Source organism: Spirosoma validum (assembly GCF_014699035.1).
Taxonomy (GTDB): Bacteria; Bacteroidota; Bacteroidia; order Cytophagales; family Spirosomataceae; genus Spirosoma; species Spirosoma validum.
Genome location: NZ_JACXAA010000027.1, coordinates 1 through 23,846, shown reverse-complemented (window position 1 = coordinate 23,846; position 23,846 = coordinate 1). Strand labels below are relative to the sequence as shown.

18 protein-coding genes are annotated in these 23,846 nt (G+C 49.8%); 8 read left to right on the top strand and 10 right to left on the bottom strand.

Annotated elements, in window-relative coordinates; translation table 11 throughout:
- The first annotated feature begins 11 nt into the window (after positions 1-11).
- Together IC230_RS32610 and IC230_RS32605 are read left to right on the top strand one after the other, a co-directional pair.
- The gene (locus tag IC230_RS32610) at positions 12-443 is read left to right on the top strand and encodes a response regulator (protein WP_191043283.1); all 432 of its coding nucleotides are present in this window, start codon (positions 12-14) and stop codon (positions 441-443) included.
- Complete coding sequence (locus IC230_RS32605; RefSeq protein ID WP_191043282.1) at positions 440-1,027, top strand: biliverdin-producing heme oxygenase; 588 nt, start codon at positions 440-442, stop codon at positions 1,025-1,027. The genes IC230_RS32610 and IC230_RS32605 overlap by 4 nt, the downstream gene beginning before the upstream one ends.
- Before the next feature lie 16 nt (positions 1,028-1,043).
- Here the strand turns inward: IC230_RS32605 and IC230_RS32600 are convergent, their stop codons facing one another.
- From IC230_RS32600 to IC230_RS32585, 4 genes are all read right to left on the bottom strand, one after another.
- A complete protein-coding gene (locus tag IC230_RS32600; protein WP_191043281.1) occupies positions 1,044-3,068 on the bottom strand; it encodes a PAS domain-containing sensor histidine kinase in 2,025 nt (674 codons plus the stop codon).
- 178 nt (positions 3,069-3,246) lie between these two features.
- Positions 3,247-3,804 carry a low affinity iron permease family protein gene (locus IC230_RS32595; protein WP_191043280.1) on the bottom strand — a complete coding sequence of 186 codons (558 nt, stop codon included), beginning with the start codon at positions 3,802-3,804 and terminating at the stop codon, positions 3,247-3,249.
- Between the two features lie 162 nt (positions 3,805-3,966).
- A complete protein-coding gene (locus IC230_RS32590) occupies positions 3,967-5,355 on the bottom strand; it encodes a thioredoxin family protein (protein ID WP_191043279.1) in 1,389 nt (462 codons plus the stop codon).
- 96 nt (positions 5,356-5,451) lie between these two features.
- Entirely contained in the window at positions 5,452-5,976 is a 525-nt protein-coding gene (locus IC230_RS32585) for a thioredoxin family protein (RefSeq protein WP_191043278.1), read from the bottom strand.
- A gap of 247 nt (positions 5,977-6,223) precedes the next feature.
- On the opposite strand from IC230_RS32585, the gene IC230_RS32580 reads away from it, so the two are divergent.
- The 6 genes from IC230_RS32580 (at position 6,224) to IC230_RS32555 (ending at position 12,811) form a co-directional block, all read left to right on the top strand.
- Positions 6,224-7,348 carry an ATP-binding protein gene (locus IC230_RS32580; RefSeq protein WP_191043277.1) on the top strand — a complete coding sequence of 375 codons (1,125 nt, stop codon included), beginning with the start codon at positions 6,224-6,226 and terminating at the stop codon, positions 7,346-7,348.
- Positions 7,349-7,513: 165 nt separating this feature from the next.
- Positions 7,514-9,367, top strand: coding sequence for an ABC transporter ATP-binding protein (locus IC230_RS32575; RefSeq protein ID WP_191043276.1), 1,854 nt, complete (start codon positions 7,514-7,516; stop codon positions 9,365-9,367).
- 47 nt (positions 9,368-9,414) lie between these two features.
- The gene (locus IC230_RS32570) at positions 9,415-9,669 is read left to right on the top strand and encodes a type II toxin-antitoxin system Phd/YefM family antitoxin (protein ID WP_191043275.1); all 255 of its coding nucleotides are present in this window, start codon (positions 9,415-9,417) and stop codon (positions 9,667-9,669) included.
- Between the two features lie 2 nt (positions 9,670-9,671).
- Entirely contained in the window at positions 9,672-9,926 is a 255-nt protein-coding gene (locus tag IC230_RS32565) for a Txe/YoeB family addiction module toxin (RefSeq protein ID WP_191043274.1), read from the top strand.
- Between the two features lie 126 nt (positions 9,927-10,052).
- Complete coding sequence (locus IC230_RS32560; protein ID WP_191043273.1) at positions 10,053-11,921, top strand: patatin-like phospholipase family protein; 1,869 nt, start codon at positions 10,053-10,055, stop codon at positions 11,919-11,921.
- 89 nt (positions 11,922-12,010) lie between these two features.
- Positions 12,011-12,811, top strand: a complete 801-nt coding sequence (locus tag IC230_RS32555) for a GntR family transcriptional regulator (protein ID WP_191043272.1) — start codon at positions 12,011-12,013, stop codon at positions 12,809-12,811.
- Here the strand turns inward: IC230_RS32555 and IC230_RS32550 are convergent.
- From IC230_RS32550 to IC230_RS32525, 6 genes are all read right to left on the bottom strand, one after another.
- Entirely contained in the window at positions 12,801-13,502 is a 702-nt protein-coding gene (locus IC230_RS32550) for an SGNH/GDSL hydrolase family protein (RefSeq protein WP_191043271.1), read from the bottom strand. The two genes, IC230_RS32555 and IC230_RS32550, sit on opposite strands and share 11 nt — an antisense overlap.
- A gap of 93 nt (positions 13,503-13,595) precedes the next feature.
- Entirely contained in the window at positions 13,596-14,558 is a 963-nt protein-coding gene (locus IC230_RS32545) for an alpha/beta hydrolase (RefSeq protein WP_191043270.1), read from the bottom strand.
- A 36-nt stretch (positions 14,559-14,594) separates the two neighbouring features.
- Positions 14,595-17,144: a hypothetical protein gene (locus tag IC230_RS32540; RefSeq protein ID WP_191043269.1), complete on the bottom strand. Its 2,550-nt coding sequence runs from the start codon at positions 17,142-17,144 to the stop codon at positions 14,595-14,597.
- Positions 17,145-17,314: 170 nt separating this feature from the next.
- A complete protein-coding gene (locus tag IC230_RS32535; RefSeq protein WP_191043268.1) occupies positions 17,315-18,778 on the bottom strand; it encodes a RagB/SusD family nutrient uptake outer membrane protein in 1,464 nt (487 codons plus the stop codon).
- 116 nt (positions 18,779-18,894) lie between these two features.
- Complete coding sequence (locus tag IC230_RS32530; protein ID WP_191043267.1) at positions 18,895-22,095, bottom strand: SusC/RagA family TonB-linked outer membrane protein; 3,201 nt, start codon at positions 22,093-22,095, stop codon at positions 18,895-18,897.
- A gap of 35 nt (positions 22,096-22,130) precedes the next feature.
- Positions 22,131-23,624: an L-fucose/L-arabinose isomerase family protein gene (locus tag IC230_RS32525; RefSeq protein ID WP_191043266.1), complete on the bottom strand. Its 1,494-nt coding sequence runs from the start codon at positions 23,622-23,624 to the stop codon at positions 22,131-22,133.
- Between the last annotated feature and the right edge of the window lie 222 nt (positions 23,625-23,846).

Here is a 23,846-nt window from a genome sequence, read left to right as displayed (position 1 = left end):
CAACTTGACTCATGTTAGATATTTTATATGTTGAAGATAATCCGAATGATGCGGATATTTTCAGCCGCCTGATACGAAAAATGGACCGCCCTATTACCTACACCGTAATTAACAGCGGGTCCGAAGCCGTTGATTACTTGGCAGGTCAGGGGCGTTACAGTACTCAATCCAATGAACTGCCAAAGCTTGTGTTGATGGATCTGAATCTGAATGGATTAAGTGGATTCGAAGTGATCCAACAGGCGCGCTCGATTGATCGCACGAGGTTTGTTCCTATCGTAGCATTCAGTACGTCCGATAGCCCGCACGATATTCAGTCGGCCTATAAAGCTGGTGTCAATGCTTACGTAGTGAAGCCCGGTAGTTATCAGGCAACGGGTAGTGTGATAGGCAAACTATGTGATTTTTGGCTGGAGAATAACGCTCGAATTGACCATAGATGACAGTACTGGAACGACTTCGGTCTGAGACCCGATTGCTGCATGAGCAGACTGAGCAACTTTTTTATACAGAAGCGCTGCAAAATGGTACGCTCACGGTTGATGAATACAAACGTTTACTCCGCACACACGTAACGTTCCATCGGGCGCTCGAATCCGCTATCGATCGCTACCTTGATTTTTTTCGGGCGTACGACCCAGACATGCGCCGGAAAACGACCTGGTTGCAACAAGACCTGGTTTCCCTGAACGAATCGTTGCCACAATCCCAGCCCAATTTATTTGCCGACTGGTCGCCGGTAAGGTTGTTGGGGGCTGCTTACGTAGCTGAAGGATCCATGCTGGGCGGTACGGTTATCTGGCGAATGCTACAGAAAAATTCGGCGATTCAGCCACTTCTGAACAATGCCCGTTTTTATCAGGGGTATGGAGCAGAAACGGGTAGCAACTGGAAACGTTTTGGTGTTTTCGCCCTGCAGCAGGGTGAGCCACAGGCCGACGACGTAGTGGCTGGCGCTAAACAAGCTTTCGAGGAATACATGGCTGTTTTTCTGAGTCTGCAGGCACCGGTTTCTCAGGATGCCTAGCCAGTTTCCGAAATATCTACTCCTTAGGTAAAAAGACTTTGAAGACAGAGCCAGCGCCAGGTTGGCTGCTAACATCCATCGTGCCGCCGTGGCTCTCCGCCACCCGCTGACAAATAGCCAGCCCGATCCCCGTTCCTCCGTACGAAGCAGCATCGTGGAGTCGTTGGAAAGGCGTAAAAATCCGGTCTTTGTAGCGTTCATCGAAACCAATGCCATTATCGGCTACGGTAATTAACCAGAAAGGGCGCGAAGAATGCTCCTGCAAAGCTGACGGAAGTTCGTCGGGCGGAGCCGTTCTGCAGTGAATTTTAACGACTGGTGCCACCCCCGACGGATTGAATTTGAGCGCATTGGCGATCAGATTCTGGAAAAGCTGCCGCAATCGCGACGCACTTCCCGAAACTTCCGGCAAGGCACCTACCTCGACAGTCGCATTTTTCTCCTGAATGCTGACTTCCAGATCATTGACAACATCATCGAGAACTTCGGCAAGTACAACGGGTTTAAATGGCTCCCGCTGTGTGCTGAGTTTTGAATACATCAATAAGTCTTTGATAAGCATCTGCATCCGGTGAGCTGACCGCTGAATCCGCCGGATCATGTCTGTTTCGCCGTCCGAGATGTTATCAGCAAACTGCGTTTTTAGTAAGTCGCTGAATGCCTGAATCCGCCGAAGGGGTTCCTGCAAATCGTGGGAAGCAATGTGGGCAAACTGCTGCAAGCTCTCATTGGATCGTTTGAGCTCAGCATTGGCCTCTTTAAGCTCAGCGGCCTGCTGTTGCGCCGTTAGTTCACCCTGTTTTCGATCCGTGATATTATTATACGTAACAACAACACCATCATCGGCTTGCTTTACAGCCGATACCTCAAACCAGCCTTCCAGTCCGAATTCATCCCGGTAATGTTGAGTACTTTGCTCCGCTACGCCCGTAGTAACTACCCGAATGTATAAATCAAAAAAACCGTTGTCCTTGTTTCCCGGAAATACGGTAAGCAGTGTCCGGCCAATGATCTCGTCCGGGGTCATGAAATTGCTTCTAATGACAGCTTGGTTGGCCATGTCCATCATAAAATCAACAATAGTACCCTGATCGTCGCGTATAGCCGTCATGGCAATAATACTGTTGATGGACGCGTCCAATGTAATGCGTAGCTGATGCGTTTGCCGTTCCAGATTCTGGGTTTGTTCAGCAACGCGCTGATGTAAAATAGCTTCGGTACGTTTGTTATCGGTTATGTCGATCACTGTCCCGATAAACTGTTCAGCGACCCCCTCTTCGTTAAAAAATGCCTGGCCTGTTGCCCGTACCCAGCGAAGTTGACCATCTTCAGATCCAACGGTTCGGTATTCGATATCATAACGGCCACCACTCTCGGGCTGTAAGGCTCGTTGAACGACCTGATCGGTTTGCTCCCGATCGTCGGGATGCAATCCGTTCAAGAAGACGTTATAATCAATAAATGCAGTAGGAGGAAGGCCAAATAATTCTTTACAACGGTCTGACCAAATGAGCTCGCCTGTCGTAGGATTAAAATCCCAGGTCCCCATTTTAGCGGATTCTGTAGCCAGTTTCAGACGGTTTTCAACAGCCTGCGAATGGATCTCTGCCAGCTTCCGTTCTGTTACGTCGATCAATACACCCGAAAACGAAAAGGGCTGCTGCTCGTGATAGGCCACCTGACCACGCGCCAATACCCATTGAGTTTCATTGGTATTGCTGATAATGCGATACTCCGCTTCATAGATGTGGCCTAACTGAATAGCTTCCTCAATTAGACGAACGACGTGGGTCTGGTCATCCGGATGAATATTATCGGTAAAGGTGTTCAAAGGAAGTCCGGTCGTGCTTTCCGCTGCGGGCACGCCAAACAAACGTAGCAGATTCTGATCGCCGTAAACTTTGTCGGTGTTAATTTCCCAGTACCAGGTAGCAACTAAGCCAATGCTCAAAGCCGCTTGTAATTGATCGTATGAACGCCTTAGTAAGGCTTCTTCAGCAGGCAATAATGGAGTAGATTGAGCCGGGGCTGGCTGATTCATGCGTTACAAAAGAGCTGAAACAAGAAATAAGCAACAACGCTGTATAAACATAAACTACCTGAACCGATGGTTGTTAACCAGAGCCGGACAAGATTAGGTGTGTTTTGACAAAATTAAGCATAAATCCACCCAAAACGAGTTCGGGCAGACAACGAAATACGGATACCGCCGGAGTCTCTTAACCAGCCTTGCGGTTCGTTGACTTCGTTTTTTCTGTAGTCTTCTGAGTGGACGATGCCGGGTGTTGCTCAACGGGTCGATCTTTATGCCGGGCCGACAATCGTTGCTTGAGCACTTCTACTTTTTCGTCGTGAATATCTTCGGCTTCCTCTACAGAATGTGATTCAGACAGGGTGGCTTCGGTTTTGGCGGCTTCGGCCAGTTTTCCAAAAAACCGGTGCAGAGCACGGAGTTCATCTTCGGTTAGATCTTCTACGTTCAGGAGACGATTGCTGGCTTTATTATTTACCGCAATCAACTCATTGAGCTTGATCTGCATCGCCAGGGAGTCTTTGTTCTGCGATTTCTGGATCAGAAAGACCATCAGGAACGTAATGATCGTGGTACCCGTATTGATGACTAGCTGCCAGGTATCGGAATAATGAAAAATAGGTCCTGTGATAACCCAGATAATAACCGTTAAAAGAGCTAACAGAAAAGCTGTTGACGAACCCGTAGCCTTTGTAGCTCGGGAAGCAAATCGCTCAAAGAAATTGGCGGATGGGTTAAGTTCCATGTATTGGGAGTTGATTTTGTCCTAACGTAAATGAATACGTTTTCTTAACCCTATCCAACTCAGTTTGTGAGATTAAATCATTTTAATGCATCAATATGTGTACTAACCAAAACGGGCTGACCTCCCAGTCAGCCCGTTTTGGTTAGAAATGATACGTATCATTTATTTCTGTTTCATAATGTTTAGTTCACTTTCGTAATTAGCAACGTCGCCACCAGCGGCTTTCTCCGTGGCAATGGCTTCCTGCTGGGTTTTTATGGCTTCGGCTTTTCGACCTAATTTGCTTAGCAGGTGTGCATACGTATCTAAATGCATACCCGTTCGGTCATACTCCAGCGATTTCGCTGACCAGGCCAGCGCCTGAGTAAGGTCTTTTTTGTCGGTCATGTTTTCGTAATAAGACCAGGCGAGGTTGTTCAGTTTCATCGCCGTTTGTTTAGGCTCGGCTTTTTTCATACCAGCCGCATACTGTTTAAAATTATCGCTCTGCTTTACCGAATCAGGTAAAGCGCGTGTTTCTGCTTCGAAATGCTGATAAGCTTCTTCGTTTAACCTGTCCATATCGGCAGCGCTTAGTTTCATAAGCTTACCTGCCCGTACCGTTGCCAGTGCGCCATAGTTGACCCAATCTTTGGTTTGCTGATAAAAATCAATTTGATAATTAGTCGCTATCTCATCCGTCTGATTTTGGGTCAATGCTATCTCACTGCCTGCCTGCCGATAGGCTTTTTCTGTATCAATGACATCAGCCAGTATCTGCTTATTTTTTTTGGCAACAGCGTCTTTGAAATGAATTTGATTTAGTCGGTAAATGCTCTCAGTCAGTTTATCTCGTAATAGTGCGGGCGTTTCTCCCGTCGCACTCTTCAGGGCAGTAAGTTTTTGTAGGAGTATGTCCATCACATCAGGGCTGTAGGTTGTCGCATTACCGGCAATCAGCGTAATAGTTTCATCCGACGACCATTCAGCCCTAGGAAGATCTTTTAGGTAAACAGTGAGAGCCTCGCCGTTGGGCATGCCAACCGCGGTTCGTTTTTGCAGATAGGCTTTCATGAACCTGGATTCCCGCTTACCCTGCTCATATTGTTTTTCCATCGCCGACAGCGGATTGGGGTCTTTGGCCGCTTCAATCGCTTTATCGGCTTGCTCGAGCATACCGCTGATGCCACCGTACCCAATAGTCCGTTGAATCAGGCTGCCATCCGATGATACGTAGAGCGAAGTCGGATAAGCGGCTACGGCGTATTTTTTGGCAATATCTTTACCTTCCCCTTTCTCCGCGTCGATCTGGTAACTGACAAAATGAGCATTGAATTTCTCGCCCACTTTCGCATCCGGAAACGCTTCTCTTGCCATCCGTTTACACGGGCCGCACCAGGTTGTATAAATGTCTACGAAGACGGGCTTGTTCTGGCGTTTAGCCTCGGCCAGTACGTCTTTCCACGAACCGGTAAAGAATTTAATGCCCGAAGGTTCATCGGCTCGGGCAACCGTGCAGACGATGATCCATAATTCTATAAATAAGTAAAAGCCATGCGCGCGCGTTTTCATATAAAAGAAGTTTAGGATTGCTGACAGGTCAATAACAGTATGATGCGAAATTTAGTATAATTTCATAAATATCAGCTAGTTAACGGAGTTTGTGTCTTAGTCGCGTATGCTATCTGTCTGTATAGAGTCAATCTGTTTCGGAATGGCTGAGCTGACCGGGTTATCCGTAGAAATTCGTTTTCGCCGGGACCGGCGCACCTCGCGCATGGATAGTACCATATTTGCCTGTTGCAGCATGGCCTTGACACCAGCATATCCAACTGCCCGATGCACTAACTCACCGGTAGGAATGATGTATAACGCGGTTGGATAGCTCTGAACAGCGTACCGTTTAGCCAGATCAGTCCCTTCGCCAATCTCAGCATTTACCTGATAGCTGATAAAATGCTCATTGAATTTTGCGCCTATCGTTACGTTAGGAAAGGCTTCCCGCGCCATACGCCGACAGGGCGGACACCAGTTCGTGTAGAAGTCGACAAAAATGGGTTTGTTCTGGCGTCTGGATTCAGTTAATACGTCCTGCCACGATCCCGTAAAGAATTTTATACCTGTTGGTTCGTCGGCTCGGACATCTATAAAGATCAGACAACTAAATAGAAGCAATAAAGTGGTGCTTTTCATAAATCAAATGTAGGCAGCGATTTACATATCACATCCACGGTGTACGGACCTGAGTAGGCCAATGACCAAATTTCCGTTTGAACGCAGCCGAAAAATGATGAGTTTAGCTATAACCAATAGGCTGTTAGTTTCTGGGTTGACTACACTCACAGGCTAAAATTCACTACGCTACATTTAGAAATCATCTCTTTGCTCACAATAATTACCTTATTTTTACGAGTATATTCCAAAAAATAAGCTAATTATTGTGATTACACGTAAGATTCTGTCGTCTATAGTGTCGGATTTAGATAAGGGAAAGGTATTGATTGTAACAGGCCCAAGGCAAGTTGGCAAGACTACAATTCTGCGTGAACTGGCACAGCAAATGCAACGCCCCACGCTCTGGCTTAACTGCGATGAGCCCGACGACCGCGCCAACCTGGAAAAGGTAAGTAGTACACAGCTAAGGGCATTGGTAGGCGCTAATCAACTGCTTTTCATTGACGAAGCGCAACGCGTGCCTGATATCGGCCTGACTCTGAAATTACTGGTCGATCAACTGCCTGATGTGCAGACGATCGTAACAGGATCTTCGGCGCTGGAACTGGCCGGAGGCATTCATGAACCTCTAACCGGACGTAAATTCGAATATCGGCTGTTGCCGTTTTCAACGGCAGAATTAGTAGCCGAAACATCGCAGCGGGAAGAACGGCGACTCCTTGAACAACGGCTCATTTATGGCTTTTATCCAGAAGTGGTACTGCATCCGGCAGAGGCTGAGCGAAGGCTGGCTGAGCTAGCCGATAGCTACCTATACAAAGACATACTACGTTTGCAGGACATTCGGAAACCGGCTGTTTTGCAGAAATTACTCGTAGCGCTGGCGTTGCAGGTGGGTAGCGAGGTGTCGTTCTATGAGCTAAGTCAGACCGTAGGAACCGACCCGGCCACCGTTGAGCGATATATTGGTTTACTCGAACAGGCATTTGTTGTGTTTCAGGTCGGCGCGTTAAGCCGAAACCTGCGGAATGAGTTAAAGAAAAGCAAAAAAATATTTTTCTACGATACGGGTATCCGAAATGCGATTATCAAAAACTTTAATCCCCTGTCGCTTCGGGCAGATGCAGGTGCACTTTGGGAAAACTTTATGATTACCGAACGTATCAAAGCAAATCTGTATGCTGGTAAACGATCCGCCTATTATTTCTGGCGAACTACCCAACAGCAGGAGATCGATTGGCTTGAAGAAGAAAGGGGACAACTTCGGGCGTTTGAATTCAAATGGAATCCGAAAGCGAAAGCCCGGTTTCCGGCTTCATTTCAGGAGGCTTATCCTAACACCGAAATGGCCGTAGTTTCCCCAGATAATTATATGAACTGGCTTATCTAAATATATCTTGAACTCTTAACGTTTAATCTATTAAGCGACGATTAATCATACAGCGTAGTTTGTGAAGTCCCCCCAAAATTAGTTTCCGAATTGACAACTTTATAAAGCCTGTCAGGAAGACAGGCCTGGTGAACTAATCCCTTATCAGGCTTGTCTTTTTTGTATATGGCAAAAAAGGAAAAATCATCTGCTAACTCTACTGATGCAAAGGAACAGGTAAGCTGGCGCGAACGCTTCGCGGCACTGGGTAATTTACCCGCATTTTTTAAATTGGTCTGGGAAGTTTCGCCGGGCTTATTTCTCGGCAATGCAGCCCTGCGCCTGATTCGGGCGGCTATTCCGGCGGCTACGCTCTACGTTGGCAAACTCATTATTGATCAGGTCGTTGCGCTCACCAAACATACAGATACTGGTCACGATACGAATTATCTCTGGTGGCTCGTTGCCGCCGAGTTTGGATTGGCAATTCTCTCTACGTCGTTAGGTCGGGCGGTGTCGCTGATGGATAGTTTACTGGGTGATTTATTCGCCAATCGGATATCCATACGGCTCATGGAACACGCGGCAACGCTGGATCTGGAACAGTTTGAAGACGCTACGTTTTACGATAAACTCGAACGCGCCCGACGACAGACATCGGGTCGAACGGTGCTGCTTTCCGGGGTGTTTGGGCAGGTGCAGGAACTGATTTCGATCGGCTTTCTGGCAGCTGGTCTGGCGGTTTATAATCCCTGGCTATTGCTACTGATTCTGGTGGCCGTTACGCCCTCGTTTATCGGCGATAATTATTTCAATCAACGGAGTTACTCACTCTCGCGCTCCTGGACACCCGAACGACGCGAACTTGATTATCTACGCTACGTAGGTGCCAGCGACGAAACGGCCAAGGAGGTCAAAATTTTCGGTTTGTCGAACTTTCTGATCGATCGGTTCCGGTCGTTGTCGTGGGAATATTATTTGAAAAATCGGTCGCTGGCTATTAGCCGGGCTGGTTGGGGAACGCTGCTCACAGGCCTTGGTACAGCAGGCTATTATGGTGCTTATGTCTGGATTGTGATGCGGGCGGTCAGTGGGCAGATTTCGCTGGGTGATCTAACGTTTCTGGCGGGTTCGTTCCGTCAGGTGCGCGGATCGCTGGAAGGGATTCTGCTTCAGTTCAGCAGCCTGACGCAGGAGGCTATCTATTTACAGGACCTCTTCGATTATTTCGCCATCGAACCGCTGATTCATTCCCCCAAAACGGTACGTCCGTTTCCCAACCCAATTCGGGAGGGGTTTGTATTCGAGAATGTTGGCTTCAAATATACCAACTCCGACCGCTGGGCGCTGCGTAATCTGTCGTTCACACTTCAGGCGGGCGAAAAACTGGCGCTGGTCGGTGAAAATGGCGCGGGGAAGACCACACTCGTCAAACTATTGGCCCGACTTTACGATCCGGCTGAGGGACGCATTCTGCTCGATGGCTACGATTTGCGCGAATATGATCTGATGGAGCTTCGACGGAACATCGGCGTCATTTTTCAGGATTACACCCGCTTTAAAATGTCGGCGGGGATTAACATCGCAGTGGGCGACATTGACGAACGTACCAATCAACCCCGTATCGAAACGTCGGCGCAGCGGAGTCTGGCCGATACGGTGATTGCCAAACTCGCCGGAGGGTACGATCAGCAACTGGGTCGTTCGTTTGGGAAAGGCGTTGAACTATCGGGGGGCGAGTGGCAGAAAGTCGCACTGGGACGGGCTTATATGCGCGACGCCCAGCTAATTATTCTGGACGAACCAACCGCTGCGCTCGATGCTCGTGCTGAGTACGAAGTTTTCCAGCGATTCGGCAAACTAACCGAAGGTAAATCGTCGGTCATTATTTCACACCGGTTTAGTACGGTACGTATGGCCGACCGGATTCTGGTACTGGAAAATGGTACGCTGTTGGAAATCGGTTCGCATTATGAACTGCTGGAGAAAGACGGCCGTTACGCTGAGTTATTTGGATTACAGGCAAGGGGGTATCAGTAAATTTGCACCATTAAGTACGTATATTTGTACGTAAATAGATTTTACTTATGCAGGTCCTCAACTACACAGAGTTTCGGCGGTCAATGAAAGCTAAACTTGATCAGGTTAGCGACGATGGTGATACTGTTATTATTAATCGTAGTGAAAACAAAAACGTAGTCGTGATTTCACTACGGGAATACAACTCGCTCAAAGAAACGCTCCATTTATTGAGTTCGGAGAAGAACCGCAATCGATTAACGGAAGCTGTGGAACGAGCCAATCGGGGCGAATACGAAAGTCATACGTTATTGGACGAATAAGCATGGACTTATCGTGGGATAAAGATGCCTGGGAAGATTATTTATACTGGCAGAAAACCGACAAAGCCGTTCTTCGACGGATCAATGAACTTATAAAAGAATCACTTCGGACGCCGTTCGATGGAAAAGGAAAACCAGAACCGTTGAAAGAAAACTTGTCAGGTTTCTGGTCACGCCGAATTACCGATGAACATCGCCTTGTCTATCGGGTTGAAGACAATCGCTTGCATGTTATTCAGTGTCGCTATCACTACTAAGTAGTTACGCAAAAAACCTTGCTGATACCTTTTACTAAATTCTTAGTGCCGTCTGGTCAGGGCGGCTTTTTTTATGCTCTGAAAAAACGTAGCGTTGTAGGCCAACTTCCTCTTCCCTCGCTTCTAATGACATCCGCTAGTCAACCCAATCCGCCCTCGATTGAACCGTTACGTCAGATTGGTCTGGCTATTTCGGGTGGCGGTTTTCGGGCCTCAGCTTTCGGGCTGGGGTGCCTGTCTTACCTCGATCATTGTTTACTTACCGATTCAACGGGACATGGACGATCGCTCCGCGAATCCGTTACGTTTATGTCGACCACCTCGGGAGGTTCCTTCGTTAGTTTGCTGTACGCCGAAAATCTGTATCAGTCTAAAACCTTTGCCGATACGTATCGTCAACTCAGGGAACTCATGGATGGCGAAAGGCTGCTGAACGACGCAATGCGTATTCTTGAGGATCCTGATGCCTGGAAAAATACGCCCACCAAACAACGAAATCTGATCAATGCCTACGCCCTGGCCTTAACCGACAGTCAGCGGCTGGGTACTACTACGTTCGATCCGCTCTGCCAGCCCCAGCCGGATACGTTACTGCCTCATCTGCGTCAGATCTGCGTTAATTCGACGGAGTTTAAAAATGGTCTTTCGTTTCGCTTTCAGAACGTCGATGGCCGACTTCGGAAAGGGTTCGTTGGTAATTTCGATCTGCACTTTCGGCGAGATGCGCTGACTACGATTCGGAAACTTCGATTGGCAGATATGATGGCGGCTTCGTCCTGTTTTCCATCCGGTTTTGAGCCACTTATGTTTCCGGGTGATTTTGCCTACGGGGAATCAGGCGCTGAAGCGGGCCTGACAACCGACGAACTTCAGCAGGCTATGTTCTGCCGGGATGCTGCTGAGCAAACGGCGCGGCTGGCGACCCACTTTGACTCATTACCGCCCACTTTATCGGAAGTAGAGTTAACACTCAAGGCCGAAGAAACAGATGATCCACCGGCAGCGTCCCAGGCCGAAAGACCGCCTGTTCCTCCCTGTAAAAAGCCTGTTGAGTTCGGGTTGATGGATGGTGGGATTGACGATAACCAGGGAATTCAGGGGCTCATGCTGGGCGATAGCCGGGCAAAAACCATCGGAAAAGGGTTCGATACGTTGATTGCCTGCGACGTATCCAGTCCCTACATCGACGACTACGAGCCACCCGCTATCGATACCCAGGGATGGCGGCAGTTATCCGTACTCAAGCTGACGTTCTGGGCGGCTGTTCTATTGATTGGATTACCCGTACTGACTGGAACGCTGTATGCCGGACCAGAGTGGCGGATTGCCCTGGTAACCTTTGGCCTGACGATGGGGCTGTTGCTCGGCGGAGGATTGCTGGGTCTGTGGTATTGGTTGCGCGCAGCGGGTGGCAGCAGCACGTGGGGGCAGATCCTACAGGAGTATGGCGGTTACTTTTTCCGGATTCCGTTTGGCACGTTGTGGCAGATGATTGCCGCCCGGCTCAGTTCGGTCGTTTTACTGGCTGGTGACGTATTCATGAAACAGATACGTCGGTTGATTTACCAGCAGTTCTATGCGAATAAAGCCTACCAGAATCGCCGGGTTACGGTGTTGATCTACGAATTAAGCACGAAATACTACCCGGTTACGGAAGCCCGTAACAAAAAGTGGAGACCAAATCCTGAACCATCTGCTGCCCTGATGGCCGTGGCTGAAGAAGCGCGAACTATGGCTACGACGCTCTGGTTCGACCCGATTCAGGTAAAACGTGACATGCGCGACAAGATCATTGCAACCGGACAGTTTACGATGTGTTATAACTTGCTGGCCTATCTTGACGACGTGAAAAACGTTACGGTGTCTCCCGAGTACAGGTTGGCGTTGGATACGTTGACCGCGCAACTTGAAGCCGACTGGAAAGCGTTTCAGGATAAGCCATTAGGGATGGTGAACCGCCTGGGAGCCCGGCAAGCTTTTAGCAACAACGTCTAATCCTGAACAGGAACCTGTATATTTACAAACCTTGTCAATGGGCCACATACGCGTAACGGCCCAAACATCGGGCGGGTTTATTGAACTGGATGGAAAAGAAACGGGCAACAGCTCAGTTAACTACGGGTAAGGCGAAATTCATTGCGCTCAGTGAGAGCATTATTGAAAAAATAAAAACGGGCGAACTACAGCCCGGCGATCAGATTCCGTCTGAAAATGAGTTGATTAAAACGTTCAAAATAAGCAATACCACAGCCCGTAAAACCCTCCTCGAAATTGAATCCAAAGGCTGGGCCCGGCGCATTAAAGGCAAGGGAACTTACGTACTGAATCGCACCGAAGACCACCATCTGTTACGTACGCTCGGGTCAATTTACGCTACCCGACGCGGTTTTCACGACAGCCTGATTGCCGAAGGGTTTACGCCCAGGAACATCGTTCTGGAAAAGACAATCCTGCCTGATGGGATCTCGTCAGAAATCAACAATCGACATTTTATCATTGAAGGACCTGTTCTGAAACTTCACCAACTCCGGTACGCCGACGAACTGCTCATCAAAGACGAAGTGAAGTATATCTCATTGACGCTGTGCCCGAAGATCAATAAAATACCGACGGAGGTCTCGTATTTTAAAGTCTACGAAAACAGTTATCACTTAAAAATCAACGAGGTGCAGCAGACGTTGGGCGTGAAAATTCTGGAGCCTAACACCACGAATTTTGAGCTCAGTAAACCAACGCCCGTCTTTGTGCTGGATAGCGCCGTCGTTTGTACGGGCGATAAAGTCGTTGAAATTGAGCAATCGTACTATCACGGCGATAAATACAAATTTGCGGTGATCGCCAATCCCGAACACGACCATCGCCCGCCCAAACCGGTTACTTCCTGAACCACTTTACCAGTTCATTCGCAATTATTTCGTGGCCCGCTTTATTTGGGTGATTCACGTGCGACATGTATTCAGTCAACTTGCCCCGGCTGGCTACCTCCTTAAATTTTGTGTACGGATCGGCTAAGCCAATGTGGTATTGCTCGGCCAGTTGATGAATCTGTCGTACGTGCGGTTCCAGTGGATTGGCAGCATCCAGAATGTTTAATCGCTGGTCGGGTGAAGGTGTTAGCAGAATAACGGGTACGTTCCGGTCCAGGGCTGACCGAATCATTTTTGACCAGGCGTCTTTCACCTTACCAAGCTCTGAAAACCGGTCGTTCAGGGCGTAGTCGATAAACAGTACGTCCGGTTTGTGAATCAGTACGTCCTGCTCAAGCCGGGTTTGGCCTTTTATCGCATTTTCCCCGCCAATGGCCGTCACGATCACATTGATCACGGCATACGGATACTGCTTTTTAAGCGCTGCCAGCACCAGATTTGGGTACGATTCCAGTGTATGCACTTCATGGTCATGCCAGAAACCCGCCGGTACGGAGTGCCCATGAAACACCAGATTGATCGTTCGATTTTTGGGCCAGACGGTAGTCAGTTCTTTTGTAACAGGAGCCAGATACGTAGCGGAATCCGCTTGTTGGGCTGCGCTGGGCAACGACAGGCTCAGTAAAAAAACGAGTAACGCATATTTCATAATTACTGTGGCTTAAATGACGGTACCACGGGCTTCAGCCCGTATTAGTCCGAGAAGCTACAAAATACAGGCTGAAGCCCGTGGTACCGAAGATCATTCGCGTTTGACGACAAGATATTTCTCAAACCAATCGGCCAGCACACCCAGATCCGATTCCCAGGTTTCGTCCCAGCCGTGAGCCCCGCCCTGATGGATAATCAGTTGAGCCGGTACGCCGGTTTCCTTCAATTTAGCAATGAATCGCTCCGATTGTTCAAGCGGTACAATTGGGTCAACAGTGCCATGCAATAACAACGTCGGAGGAGTGTCTTTCGAAACGGCGTTGATCGGCGATAGAGCCTGCATTAGCTTCAGTTTTTCGGCTCTCGTTTTGCCATCAACGCCAAACTGTGGCCAGTAGCGACGTACCGTGTCGCACTCGACAAATAACCGCCCCGGGTTTCCATAATTGACCAGATCGGCAGGCGGAAAAAAGCAGGCTACGGCCTGAACTCGACTGGACACTTTATCGACCGGATCAATTGGAACACTCGCTTGTAACGTATCGGGAGGGACCGGGCGCCCGACCCCCGTACCGATGGAAATGGACAGATGCCCGCCCGAACTCATGCCCGATATGCCCAACCGATTCGGGTCGACGCCATAGTCGGCTGCGTGGTATCGGATAAAACGCACCGCCCGGTGAATGTCCTGCACGATTTCAGCCACCTGGTAGCGGGGTGCTGAACTATGCAGAATTAGGAAAACCGTCTGGCCTCGATCCGTAAAATAGTGGAAGTGTTTCAGCCGCTTTTCGATCATACTGAAATCAGAATGCCAGCCACCACTCATCATGTAAACCACCCCAATACCGTTTGGTCTGGCGGGTTTCAATACGTCCATGGTCAGCGCCGTACCGAACTTGCGTCCGTAAACTACATCGCGAATCCGAACGGGATCATCAGCCACCAACTGCTGTGTCTGTTGCTGTAGAATCGGTGGGTGGCTCGCCAAACTTAGGGGCTTATGAAACCCGCTCAGTAGCCAAAGAAGAAGTACGTAAGGAGTCTGTTTCATAAAAAACAGGTTGTTGAAGATTTGGGTAAGAAACCTTTACCAGAAGGCTACTAAATCACCCGTTACGTTTTCCACGACGTAATGTTTGCCGTATTTCTGATCGCCGGGTTTGAAGGCCGTTGCGCCTTTTTTCCACGGATAACCCGCGTTCGTATATACGTGTAGTCCCTGCTCCGTTACGTTATCATCGGGATAGATACGTACCGTCGCGTTCTTCAATCCCGTCAGTCGGACGCATCGTTTCATTCGCGCTACGCCCGACGTCATTTCCTGACAGGAAACAATACCGTCGGCCTGATCGATGAAAAAACGGCTCTCCCGGTGCCAGGCTTTGGGCATAGTATACACGGAATAACCATTCGCTAATTCCGTTTCGTAACCCGTTAAAATAGGGGTACCCTGTGGTAATTTGAACCGATGCGTAATGGTCGTGTTGGGGCAATACCCCGAAAAGAAAAAGCCATTGCTGCCTCTGGAAATGGTCAATACCGGATTTTTCACCGACGGATTTCGCTTGTCGATCCGGTAATCAAGACCAAATTCCTTCAATACGTAGCGCATCAGTAACGGCCCCGTAAAGAGTTGCTCAGGATCATCGGGTGTCAGGAGTTTTCCACCCGTAAACTTGCTCGAATTGGTGCCGCGTACGTAAGCCACTTTACCGCCTTTCCACTCTGGTTTCTCGCGTACCCACACGACGTCGCGGCTGTTTCCGGCCTGCGTCATTTTCGCCAGTACGTTCGTGCCGACATCCGCTTTGTTCTTCACCTGCGTAGCAATACCACCTCCCGAAAACAAGGCATTATGAATGATCTTGTCGGGATATTTTTTCGTCAGCTCGTCAAATAGTATGGTTGAACTTACCTGAAAGTCACCGTCAATGGCCGATGTATTCTGAAGATTCAGCAGATTCTGGAATGTAGCGCTGGTATGATCGGCAGGACCGTAAACGAGAAGCTTACCACCATTCTGTACAAAATCAATCAGCGTTTTTTCGAGCGGAGAATTTGCTTCTGGCACGATACTGACCAGAATCGATTCTTTGAAATAAGTCGGTTTGCTTGCCAAAACTTTCAGAAGCGAACCGGTTGACGTAATGGTGTTCAGCGGAAAGCCGTTGTTGATGGCCTGACGGATAAGCCAGTCACCGTAATAGATTTCGGGGAGACGGTCGGGTTGCTTGTAGGCCCAGTTGTGATATTCATCGAACGGATAGACCCAAACCAGCGGTCCCGGTGCGGTTGGCGAATCGTAGCGGGCTTTCAGAATATGGGGCGTTACTTCGTCTGGTACCTGCGCAGGCATTTCGCCGTATGTATTGTCCGCTGTCAGGAAATTCAGATGGGTTGGGAGCCGGATTTCACCTTTGGCGTTGATACGGGCTACGGCCATTGGCAGGTAAATATCATGCGGCTCCTGACCGTAACGGTCCAGCCAGGGGCTGTTCACCCACCACGGATCGTGCGTGTAGTAGCGAAACAAATAGCGTTCGTCGGGCAATTCCGCCATCCGCGACATATACCCCACCAGCTCCAGACCAAAATCGCCGTCCAAAGCCGCCCAGGGTGAGTTGGGCGGAGGGAGCATGTTGTATTTGCCACTATAAATCTGCTTTAAATCCACGCCGTCGCGTGCTAAATCGGCTCCTGTCGATAGGTTGGTTCCCCGCGTTTGAATCTGGAAGCCAGGACATTCTTTTCGGAACAGATTCCAGAAGTTCGCAATCAACGCCCGGGTATTCGCTAGTTTTTCAGGGGCAAACGCTTTCCCATTAAAAATAGCCCCGGTCGATGACCAGCCTTCCACGCCAAACCCAAACCCATTGCTGAACCAGATGAAATCGTACCCCAAATCGGTCAGAAAATGCTGGCTCTGTCGTCCGAAAAAAGTGCCGAAGGGTGTGTTGGCTGGTATGCCTTTCGGGAAGCCCGCATACGCCTGATTGTCGACATTGATCGTTGAATAGCAACTCACAAACGACTTGTGTCCCATGGCATTACCCCCGAGAATTTCCGGATGTTTTTTGTACTTGAACTCCGACTTGGCAAACTCCGGTCCCGGATCGAACGTAGCACCGATGCGGATGGGCTTCCCGGTAATGCGCTTACCCGCTTCTTTCAACGCCTGAATGATCGCTTTTAGATCGCCGTACGAGAACGTGGGCGGATTGTCCATGTACAGATAGGCGCGTTCGTGCAGCGACAATTCTTTCGGCCCCGAACCGACTTCGTGGTCGGTATTTGGATTGCCCATGTACCTGGCCCATTCGAGCGGTTGGCTCATTTCGCCTTTATAATCCAGAATTTCCGAGCCATCGGATGTCCAGAGCATCACCGACACCGTATCGGTATGCCGTAACAGCGACGACCATTGCGTAAACAGCTCAGTCGCTACCTGCTGAATGTACACTTTATCATTCTTCTTAAACGGCTTAAGCGACATCTCCAGCGTAACGTTGTTGAACGGTTTGCCACGTAGTGTCGAATTATCCAGATTAGGCGTATCGGTGCTAGATAAGTCCGAGTACGTAAAGCTAAAAATGGCTAGACTAAGTACGCAGAGTAGGGTTAAGAGTTGAGTACGCATGAGTTGGAAAGTGTGCTATTGTTGTATCAACTATCGTGAAGTCGGGTTCTTAAACCCGACTTAGGGCGGTTTCTCAAAACCGTCTAAGCCGGAATAGATACATATAGTTTTAAGAAGCCGCTCTGGTCAGGTTTAAGAACCTGACCTCACAAAGCCAGTGTCTAATACCATCAATACCCCGGATTTTGCTTTACCAGCGTCGGATTTAGGTCGACTTCGTTCTGGGGAATGGGGAAAATTAACTCAAAATCATCGACTTTGAAGGTGAGTTTCAGGCTGGCGTAGTGTGCATTCATAACCGCCTGCACGCGACCGGTACGTACCAGATCGAACCACCGCTGACCTTCGTAGAGCAACTCGACCCGGCGCTCTTTTTCAATGGCTAGCCGTAGCGCAGCCTGCGTAAGCCCGGTTAAGTTGGCAAGTTTCGCCCGTTGACGTACCTGGTTGATGTAAGATAGCGCATCGGCTGCTTTGCCCTGTTCGTTCAGTACTTCCGCATACATAAGCAGTACGTCGGCATACCGCAGGGTCGTGAACGTAATGCTACCGTCCGACAGATCGATGGCTTTGAAATCCACGAATTTCAGTCCGTAACGGCTGTACGATTTTTTACCGCCAATCAGGGCAACGGAGTCGTTGACCGACACGGCCTTACGGGCATCCCCGGCTTCGTAGGCGTTAAGCAAATCCAGCGTCGGCGTAATGCGGCCCGAACCCTGAAGATTACTCGGGAAGATGGCCATGCTCGTGATGGCTGGCGTGAAAATAGCCGAGTAGTTATTGCCCATGCTACGTCCCGACACAAATTCAACCTCAAAAATGGACTCGGCCAGGTTGTTGTTCCCGTTTGTAAACAGCGTCTGATAATTGGCCACCAGCGAATAGGATTTGCCGTCGATGACTTCTTTCAGTTTCGTAGCCGCCAGATCGTAGTTCTTCATTGTCAGGTGAACTTTGCCCAGTAAGGCTTTCACCGTTATTCGGGAAGCTCTGGTTTTATCGGTGTTGAGCGTAGCGGGCAGCAGCGTTTCGGCTTCGGTCAAATCGGCCAGAATGACTTTGTACACCTCGTCCCGTGATTTCAGCGCCAGATCCGCGCCCGACACCTGAGCCGGACTGCTGAATGTCTGCGTGATAATCGGTACGTTGCCGAACATCTGAACCAGATAGAAATACGCATACGCCCGTAGGAACTTCGCTTCCCCTTTGATCTGATCTTTGGCGGCCTGGTCGAAACTTACTCCGTCGATGCGGTTCAGGATGGCGTTACTACGCGAGATGGTATACAGGCACGTATTCCAGGCACTCTGCACAAACGCATTCGTCGACGTAACGGCATTCTGGTCCATCTGCATTTCATCCGTCGAAGGTGACGACCACTGAATTTCGGTATTGTCCGTTGTCAGTTCACCCATGTATAGAAGAGCACTGCTGCTAAATGGCACCCCGGCACTACTGCTGAATAAGCCGCGGAACGTACTGTAAACGCCCGTCAGCGCCGTCGTAAAATCGTTTTGACTTTTATAGAACGTTTGATCGCTGATCTGATACTCAGGCGCCAGGGCCAGAAAATCCTTACAGGAGAACGTAGTAGTCGCGAAAAACAGGAGTAGGAATAGTTTCTTTTTCATGACAATATGGACTGATTATGTATTTGCTATTGGTATCCACGGGCTTCAGCCCGTGACTCATACTATGCCAAACACGGGCTGAAGCCGAACGCGGCCCGGCCCGTGGATACCAATGGCTACAGCGTTACACGAAGGCCGAGTGTGTAGGTACGTGGGTTAGGATACGCGAAAAAATCTATACCGCTCCGGGCTACGTTATCGCCGGTGGTGCTTCCTTCGGGGTCATAGCCGGGATATTTTGTAAAGGTGTACAGATTCGTTGCGTCGGCATAAATCGAAAGCGCCTGCAATTTGAGCTTGCTGATCAGTGCCTGCGGGAATGCATACGATAAATTGACGTTCCGAATCCGAACGAACGAGCCATCGAACAGATATTTGGACGTAACGGAACTGAACCCGAATGCATAATCATTCCGGATCGCCCGCGAATACTGACCGGCACCGGGGTTCTCCAGCGACCGCCAACGGTCTGCCATGATCGAGAGTTGGTTTTGCACGCCCGCCCCGTTCAGATTGACCTCTCCGCCCTGAAAATAGATTTCGTTACCCTGCGAGCCATTGACGCTGATGTTCAGACTCAGGTTTTTGTAGGAAAACCGGTTGCCAAACCCCCACGTATAATCAGGCCACGGATTGCCCACAATGGTTCGGTCGGCGGCCGTAATGGTGCCGTCGCCGTTGGCATCCTGATAGCGATAATCGCCGGGCTGCACGCGTGGGTGTTGTTTCGGGCTGCTGTTCACTTCTTCCTGGCTCTGGAATACGCCCAGAATATTGAGCAGCCGGAAGCTGGAAATCGGGTAACCTACCTGTGCCACCTGAAAATCAGACGTTTGAATACGGGCCGTTTCTGAATTGAGTGCCAGTACTTTGTTCCGGTTCCAGCTGATGTTAAAATCGGTACTCCACTGGAACGGACCTTTGGCGATGTTCTGCGAGTTGATGGTCAGCTCAAGCCCTTTGTTTTCTACTTCGCCGATGTTTTGTACCGAACTGCTGAAACCCGATGCGGCTGGTAAAATCACGTTCAACAACAGGTTCTTTTTGTGAGCGCGGTAGGCATCGATAACAAACGATAAGCGGTTTTGGAACAGCGACAGATCGAGGCCAATGTTGGTCTGCACCGATTGTTCCCAGGTCAGTACGTCGTTTGCCAGGCTCGTTGGCACAACCCCCGAGACCACTTGCCCATTCTGCACATTTCGCTGGATGCCCAACAGGCCCTGACTGGCGTAGTTCGGAATGAGGTTGTTGCCGGAAATGCCGTAACTCGCCCGCAACTTCAAATCGCTGATAAACGTAGCCGACTTCATAAACGACTCGTCCGACAACCGATACGCGAACGAAAACGAAGGGAACGTGCCCCAGCGGTTTTGCGCGCCAAATCGCGAACTACCATCCCCGCGCACCGTTGCCGTGAACAGGCACTTTCCGGCGAGCGTATAATTTACCCGCGCCAGCCACGACATCATCGACCACTCACTTTTGTAGTTGGTACCCGACGTAACGGCGCCAGCGGCTAAATACGGCACATCGTCCGTCGGAAAGTCCGTTCCGCCAGCCTGCAAGATTTCGTCGGTATTTTTCTGGACGGTGAAACCGACCAGGGCATCGAGATCGTGTTTGTCGCCGTATTTGTGGCGGTAATTCAACGTGTTCTCGTTCAGCCAGTTCAGGCTTTTGATTTCGGTTACGCCAGCCGTAGCGGCCCCCGTTCGGCTGGTAGCCAGCCCTACTTTCGAGGATTTCCACAGACGGGTAATGTTGTTCGAGTAATTCACGCCAACCGACGTTTTGAATACCAGGCCGGGCGCAAATTCATATTGCAGATAGTTATTCGTGAAGACGTTGGTATTATTCCGTTTATCTGAAAATTCAGCCGCAATGACCACCGGGTTCTCGACCGGAATGCCCGTTGGGCTGGAAAACTCGGAGTAGGGTGTACCGTCGGGATTGTAAACCGGAATCGTCGGGTCGCTGGCCAGCGCGGCTGAAATCAGTCCCCGAAATTGCAGGTGGCCTTCGGCGCGGGCAAAATCACCGTAGGAGTGGGCGCCCGAAAACGAAGCGCCCAGTTTTAGCCGTTCGGTTAGGTGCGCGTCGATGTTGGTACGTAGCGTGAATTTTTTGAAGTTCGAGCCAATGATGATTCCTTTCTGATCGAAGAAACCACCCGAAACGTAGTAGCCGACATCGCGGCTGGTGCCACTGGTCGATAACTGGTAATTCTGAACCATTCCCTGCTGAAAAATAACATCCTGCCAGTCGGTTCCATAGCCTTCATTGGCAAACTGATTCAGGTTTCGAAATTCGGGTTTTACCTGCGTAGCTGTACTGCGAACACTGTTTGGATCGGTGGCTTTCCCCCCCGCAAAGACCCAGGCATTATCGCGGCCATCGGCCACAAACTCGGCGTACTGGCGGGGTGTCAGGAGTTTGATTTTCTTGGCCAGTTCCTGAATACCCGTCGAATGCTCGAAGCTGATGGTCGGCTTTCCTAATTTGCCGCGCTTCGTTGTAATAATCACAACGCCATTGGAACCGCGCGAGCCGTAAATAGCCGTTGCCGAGGCATCTTTCAGCACCTGAATCGACTCAATATCAGCCGGATTGATGGTGCTAAGCGGGTTGATCCGGTTGGTGCCACTGCTGCTGGCAATGCCGCTGGCTGAATACGAATTAGAACTAAACGTGCTCAGGTCAGAACCACCCCCGCCCGTACCGATAGCGTATCCATCCACGACGTAGAGGGGCGAATTGCCACCCGTAATGGAGCTAATTCCGCGAATCACTACGTTGACATTACCGCCCGGTGCGCCCGAGGTTTGGGTAATCTGCACGCCCGCGACTTTACCCTGCATCATCTGATCGACGCTTGTTGCCGAAGGGACCGGCACCAGATCTTTACTAGTAAGGTTGACAATGGAACCCGTCAGGTCTTTTTTGCGCTGCGTACCGTAACCGACAACCACTACGTCCTGTAATTGCTGCTGATCGGTTTTGAGCGCTACGTTCAGCGTGGTTCGGTTATTGACCGGCATTTCCTGGGGTGAGTAGCCAATGAAGCTGACGACCAGCGTGGCATTGGACGCTACGTTCAGTTTGAAGTTTCCGCTGGCATCCGACGTAGTACCGTTGGTCGTTCCTTTTTCGGTAACGGTTGCGCCGACCAGCGCTTCACCGTCTTCCGTCGCGGTTATCTTACCGCTTACTGGCACTTTGGACGATTGCGCAAAAACAATCGTTACGGTAGCCAGCACACTCAACATGCTGCCAATCACCAGGAGTCGCAGCCGATGGAATAAAAATTGGTCCATGGGTAAAGGATTAAGGGTTAATGCATTACGGGGTTCTACTCAGCAATGATGACAGATTCGATTTTCAGGTAATCGGCGATTTTCTGAATCGTTTGGGCGTGATGGCCTATGCCTAATGCAAAGTGATGCGTTGGTCCTGCACTGATCCAGCGTTTCAGGAAAGTGCGGACATCGGGTTTGAAAAAGCCGCGTGTGTTGGTGTTGCCCGTTGGCGGAATGGGGCCCGCAATCGACTCGCCTTCCGCAATAACAAATTTCATTTTGCCGTCGAAGGTCGAGCTGATACTCAGCATTGTAATGGGACCTTCTTTGATTTTGAATTCGACACCCGCCCCGAAACCCGGTTTGCCATGATATTTTTTTAGACTACGTAACACCGGCTGGCCTTCGGCGATAGCGATGTTATGAGGACCGTCATGCCCTACTAGTACGAAACCTTCCTTAAAGTCGACCGGATGAAATTCCGCGAAGCTTCCGCCGATACCCAACCGTTCCATGATGAGCATAGCGAGGCAGGTTTTGAGGTCCGATTCGCCACACATCGGAAAGCCCGCCCCCTGGAGCAACGAATTTCCGACAATCAGATTCGACATGACTACGCGCGTATCGCTGCCGTCTGGTCCGTCGTAGTAATAGGCTAAGCCGTCCAGTTTTTTGGCTTTAATAAACTTCTCGAGGGCAACTGCTGCCTGGGCGGCGATGTGTAGGTCGGAATCCCGCAGTTTCTCGGAAATTGGATCAGAAACGGGGTCGGGCGTATCGAAAAAATCCAGAATACGCTCTTTCACGACATTGATTTCGTCGTCGGTAGCCTGTTGGTATTGGGAGACAATCTCGTGAGCTTCGCACTGAACGATGTGGGCTCCGAAATGCGCTGTCAGCATGGTCGAATCGGAGTGCATGTCGAGCATGGCTTCAATAGGGTGCCCAATATGACCGATTCTGGCGGTTTTCAGGTCGTGCAGCACAGCCGCAATCCGGCAATATTCCTCGATTTCAGCGTCGGCAGCCGAATCGTCGTGCAACGTACCAATGATCATGTGCGGTACGTTCTTGCCCATGCGAACGGCCACACCGGCGAATTCGGGCAGGGAGCAGATATCGTCGTTGTACAGTTGCATGTACGTGGATGCGCGGCTGTAATCCATCGCCTTATCGGGCTGAAGCGCAACCAGGACAATCGGAATATCCAGGCTTTTGATGATGACGCCGAACGTGCTCGACGTGGCATACGTCAGCATGTCGCAGAAAATCAGGTCCAGATTGGCCGCATTGAGTTTCGGAACGATCTCGTAGGCTTTCGTTACGTCATCGACCATGCCAAAATCGACAATGTCTACGGCGTCCAAGGCTTCGAGTTTCTGGATGAAAACGGCCTGTTTTGCCATCATATCGTCCAGCAAACCGTCGAACTGCCCCCAGTATTTAAAATAGCCAACCCCAAATACACCGATGCGCGGTCGTGTTTTCTTTCGTTTTACAATGCCAGCCTGATGGACTGCTACGTTATTCAGCGAGTTGTTTTCCATACTTTTCGTCTTATAGCTTTTTTGTCGTTAGGTTAGTGCACTAAGTTGATCTTGTCAACGATAGGACACGGATCATTATGACGCTTATGATTTTTTTTCTTGTCTAATCATGATTAGAACCTATTTAAACTTTTGCTTTGATAGCGTTTTTGTCATTCTATGTTTGTGCGCGTTCCTTTTTGAGTGCCTCCGTCGGTAGACTACCTTTTGTCAAAGGTCATC